Genomic DNA, 3,070 nt, shown 5'->3' with positions numbered 1-3,070 from the left:
TCGCCCCGCCCTCGGGCAGCGCCTGCATGAGGCGCGCCCGGGCCGCCACCAGGCGTACGGCGTCGGAAAGGTCGAGGACGCCGGCCGTGTACGCGGCGACGATCTCGCCGACCGAGTGACCGACGACGGCATCGGGTTCCGCGCCCCATGAGCGGAGCAGCGCGACGAGCGCGGCCTCGACGGCGAAGACCGCGGTCTGGGCGTAGCCGGTGCGGTCGAGGAGCGCGGCCTCGGGCGTGCCGGGGGCGGCGAAGCAGACCTCGCGTACAGGGGTGCCGAAGCCCGGTGCGCCGTCGAGTTCGGTGTCGAGCAGGGCGCAGATCTCGTCGAAGGCCTGCGCGTACGCGGGATGGGCGGCGTACAGTTCCCGTCCCATCCGGGGGCGTTGGCTGCCCTGACCGGTGAACATCCAGGCGGTACGGCCCTCGGTGACGGCGCCGGTGATCACCGTGCCGGTGCCGGTCGTCTCCTGGCCGGTGCCGGTCCGGTCGGTGAGCTGCCGCAGACCGGCCAGGAGGTCGGCGCGGTCGCGGCCGAGGAGGACCGCCCGGTGTTCCAGTACGGCTCGGCCGGTGGCCAGGGTGTGGCCGATGTCCAGCGCGGATGCGGTGGGGGCGTCCGGTGCGGTGAGGAAGTCGGCGAGCCGGGCGGCCTGCGCCTCCAGGGCGGGAGCGCTGCGGGCCGTGAGCACCCAGGGGAGGGTGCCGGGCGCCGCGGCGGCCGGGGAGGCGCCGGCCGTGCCGGTGGGGCCGGGTTCGACGGCCGTGTCCGTCGTGCCGGTGGCGTGGGTCGTGCCCGCCGTGCCCGTCGTGCTGACGGGGGTGGACCGGCCGGGCTCTTCGGGTGCGCCGGTCGGCTGCGGAGTCGGCGGCTCCTCGAGGATGACGTGGGCGTTGGTGCCGCTGATACCGAAGGAGGACACGCCCGCGCGGCGCGGGTGGCCCGTCTCGGGCCAGGGACGGGACTCGGTGAGCAGACGGACGGCGCCCGCCGTCCAGTCCACGTGCGAGGTGGGCCGGTCCACGTGCAGCGTGCGCGGCAGCCGGCCTGCGCGCAGGGCCATCACCATCTTGATGACGCCCGCCACACCCGCCGCGGCCTGGGTGTGACCGATGTTGGACTTGACCGAGCCCAGCCAGACCGGGCGGTCCGCGGCGCGGCCCCTGCCGTAGGTGGCGAGCAGGGCCTGCGCCTCGATGGGGTCCCCCAGCCGGGTTCCCGTGCCGTGGGCCTCGACGGCGTCCACGTCCGCGGCCGTGAGCTGTGCGGATTCCAGGGCGTGGCGGATGACGCGCTGCTGGGAGGGGCCGTTGGGGGCGCTGAGGCCGTTGGAGGCGCCGTCCTGGTTGACGGCGCTGCCCCGGATGACGGCCAGGACGGGGTGGCCGAGGCGCTGCGCCTCCGACAGTCGTTCCAGGACCAGGACGCCCGCTCCCTCGGCCCATCCGGTGCCGTCGGCGGTGTCCGCGAACGCCTTGCAGCGGCCGTCGGCGGCCAGCCCGCCCTGCCGGGAGAACTCGACGAACGTCGTGGGCTGCGCCATCACGGTGACGCCGCCGGCCAGCGCCATCGTGCACTCGCTGGCGCGCAGCGACTGGCAGGCGAGGTGCAGGGCGACCAGGGAGGAGGAGCAGGCGGTGTCGATGGTGACGGCCGGGCCTTCGAGACCGTAGACGTAGGCGATACGGCCGGAGAAGACGCTGCCGGCGTTGCCGTTGGCGAGGAAGCCGGCGACGTCCTTGGGCACCTCGTGCAGCCGGGAGGCGTAGTCGTGGTACATGAGCCCGGCGAACACGCCGGTGGCGGTGCCGCGCAGGGAGTGCGGGTCGATGCCGGCCCGCTCCAGCGCCTCCCAGGAGGTCTCCAGCAGCAGCCGCTGCTGCGGGTCCATCGCCAGCGCCTCACGCGGACTGATCCCGAACAACTCCGCGTCGAACTCGGCGGCGTCGTGCAGGAAGCCGCCCTCACGGGTGGCGGAAGTGCCCGTCTCCTGGTCCGCGTCGGCGGCGAACAGGGCGGGCAGGTCCCAGCCGCGGTCGGTGGGGAAGGGCGTGATGCCCTCCCCGCCCTCGCTCACCAGCCGCCACAGGTCCTCGGGGGAGGCGACCCCGCCCGGGAAACGACACCCCATCCCCACGATCGCGATCGGCTCGTGTGCCTTGGCCTCGGCCTCGCGCAGACGAAGGTGGGCGTCCTGGGCGTCGGCGATCGCACGCTTGAGGTATTCGCGGAGCTTTTCCTCGTTCGCCATCTGTTCCTCGTCCTTCACAGAGCGCAGGGAGCGCAGGGTGCGCAGAGTGCCGAAGTTGCCAAGAGAGCCCGGAAGTTCCGGGGCGCCGAGCGGGAAGCTCAGTGCGCCGCCCAGGGCTTGTCGTCCATCAGTGCGAACAGCTCGTCGTCGGTCGCGTTCTCGATCGCCGCCCGCACGTCCCGGTCCGCCTCCTGCCGGCCGCCGTCCGCCGCGGCGCCGGCCGACCAGGTCGCCAGCAGCCGCTGGAGACGGCTGCCGATCTCCGTGCGCACGGCCTCGTCGGCGGCGGACGCCGCCTCGGCGAGAACCGTCTGGAGCTTGTCCAGCTCGCCCAAGAGGAAGCCGGCGTCACCGTCGTCCGCGGGGGTCAGTTCCGCCTTGAGGTGATCGCGCAGGGAGAGAACCGTGGGGTGGTCGAAGATGAGGGTGGCGGGCAGGTGGAGACCGGTGGCGGAGGTGAGCCGGTTGCGCAGCTCGACCGCGGTCAGGGAGTCGAAGCCCAGGTCCTTGAAGGCGCGGGCCGGATCGACGGAACCCGTCGAGGCGTGGCCGAGCACCGCGGCCACCTGCGTCTGGACGAGGTCCAGCAGCAGCCGCTCCTGCTCCTCCCCCGACAGTCCCCGCAGCCGCTCGGTCAGCCCGCCCGCCGAGCTGTCGGCGACCGGAGCACCGGCCATCCGCCGCTGCCGTCCGGCCGGGACGAGCTCCCGCAGCACGTGCGGCACCAGCTCCCGCCGCCCGGCCAAAGCCCCGGGACGTATCCGGACGGGGACGGTGACGGGTTCGTTGACGCGCAGGGCGGTGTCCAGCAGGGCCAGC

At 74.1% G+C, this 3,070-nt stretch carries 1 protein-coding gene and 1 pseudogene; both read right to left on the bottom strand.

Annotation, left to right across the window (positions count from 1 at the left end; all coding sequences use genetic code 11):
• Positions 1-2,251: pseudogene (locus ABD363_RS32290) on the bottom strand (type I polyketide synthase); the annotation flags it as partial.
• A gap of 98 nt (positions 2,252-2,349) precedes the next feature.
• The coding region (locus ABD363_RS32285; protein ID WP_344610015.1) for a phosphopantetheine-binding protein at positions 2,350-3,070 on the bottom strand (721 nt) is incomplete at its 5' end.

The organism is Streptomyces glaucus, assembly GCF_039533365.1.
Classification (GTDB): Bacteria; Actinomycetota; Actinomycetes; order Streptomycetales; family Streptomycetaceae; genus Streptomyces; species Streptomyces glaucus.
This window is presented reverse-complemented; position numbering and strand designations above follow the sequence as displayed.